This window comes from Micromonospora orduensis (assembly GCF_006228125.1).
Taxonomy (GTDB): domain Bacteria; phylum Actinomycetota; class Actinomycetes; order Mycobacteriales; family Micromonosporaceae; genus Micromonospora; species Micromonospora orduensis.
In genome coordinates this window covers 1-1,826 of the sequence record NZ_VDFY01000225.1, presented here as the reverse complement: position 1 = coordinate 1,826, position 1,826 = coordinate 1, and the positions used below count along the sequence as shown (strand labels likewise).

Genomic DNA, 1,826 nt, shown 5'->3' with positions numbered 1-1,826 from the left:
ACATCCAGACACGCCGCATGCGTGCAGTGCTTGCACACATCCGACATCATCAACCAGCGGAAATCCGTCCGCCCCTGCGCACCAGAACCCCGCCCCGGCGGCTGCGCACCAGGCATCCCCAGAAACTGCGGACCCGGACCGGTGGGGGCCGGCTCACCGAGCACGTCGGTCGTACGGGGTTGCTCGATGAACGCGACGTGCCGCCACGAGTTCGCTGTCAACGCCCCGGTGTTGTCGTACGACATGCCGAGCAGGTCGAGGCCGCTCTCCGGGACGAGATTCCACTCCTTGCAGGCCACCTCGCAGGCCTTGCACCCGATGCACACGCTGGTGTCGGTGAAGAACCCCATCCGGGGTGGCGCGTCCACATAGCCGGCGTCGGGCGCCGGGTCCAGCGGCCCGTACAGGCTGTTCGGGTCAGGAATCACCGCGCGCCTCCCCCTCGCTGTCGGCGGTGACGGCCGGGGCGTGCTGCCCCGGGGTGATCCCGGCGCGCCGCTGGTAGTCGGCGACCAGGTCCAGCAACGCCGGCCCGGTCGGACGACGGCCGGGCCGCACGTCGCAGGTGCCGACCTTGCTCTCCTGGATCAGCACGTTCGGGTCCAGGCTGATGCCGAACAGGTCGTTTGCCGAGTCGCCGGTCACGAGGCCCTCGAAACCGAAGTGGTACGGCAACCACACCTGGTGGATGATCCGACCCTCCACCCGCAGCGGGGTGAGCCGATCCGTGACCAGCACCTTCGCCTCGATCACCGCCCGACCGCTGACGAGGTGCGCCCAACCCAGATGGTCGAGTCCGCGTTCGGCGGCCAGCTCCGGCGACACCTCGACGAACATCTCCGGCTGCAACTCCGCCAGCGGCGACACCGTCCGGCTCATCCCACCTGCCGTGTGGTGCTCGGTGAGCCGGCTGACCGTGAACACGTACGGGAACACCTGGCTGTGCTCCTGAGGCGGACTCGGGTTCACCGAGTTCACCGGATGCGCGTACATCTTGCGGGTCGGGTTGGCCTGCTGGCGGTACAGCGGGTTGCGCACCGGCGACTCCACCGGCTCGTAGTGCGTCGGCAGCGGCCCGTCCAGGACACCGCTGGGCGCGTACAGCCAGCCCTTGCCGTCGCCCTGCATGACGAACGGGTCGGCACCGGCGATGCCCTCCGGCCCGGACGCGCCGGCCGGCGGCCGGTACGACGGCGGCTTGGTCTTCTCGAAGTCCGGCACGTCGTAGCCCGTCCACTCGCCCCTGTCCGCGTCCCACCAGACGTAGCGTTTGCGTTCGCTCCACGGGTTGCCGTCCGGGTCGGCGGAGGCACGGTTGTAGAGGATGCGGCGATTCGCCGGCCACGCCCAGCCCCACTCGGCGGCCACCCAGTCCTGCTCGTGGCGGGACTTGCGCCGGGCCGCCTGGTTCACACCGTCGGCGTACACCCCGGTGTAGATCCAGCAGCCCACCGCCGTGGAGCCGTCCGCGCGGGCCTCGGCGAAACTGGACAGCGGACGGCCGGTCGTCACGTCGTACCCGTTGATCTCCCGCAGGACCGCCTCTGCGCTCGGCTCCGCGTGCGGACCGTGCGTGGGGTAGTCCCAGGTGAGGTCGAGCAGCGCCCGGTCGCGCGGCAGGTCGGAGTCGGCCGACTTCTCCCGCAGCTTGCGCCCGAGGTGGTAGAAGAACCACAGCTCGGAGCGGGCGTCGCCCGGTGGCTCGACGGCCTTCTCCCGCCACTGCAACAACCGCTGCGTCTGGGTGAACGTGCCCTCCTTCTCCACGTGCGAGGCGGCGGGCAGGAAGAACACCTCCGTCCGGCACTCCTCTGGCACGATCTCAC

At 70.2% G+C, this 1,826-nt stretch carries 2 protein-coding genes; both read right to left on the bottom strand.

The window, feature by feature from the left end:
• Positions 1-425, bottom strand: a 425-nt coding sequence (locus tag FHG89_RS25530; RefSeq protein ID WP_482809823.1) for a 4Fe-4S dicluster domain-containing protein, incomplete at its 3' end; no start/stop codon positions are given.
• A partial coding sequence (locus FHG89_RS25525; RefSeq protein WP_167517519.1) for a molybdopterin dinucleotide binding domain-containing protein occupies positions 418-1,826 on the bottom strand: 1,409 nt, incomplete at its 5' end. The genes FHG89_RS25525 and FHG89_RS25530, both read right to left, overlap by 8 nt.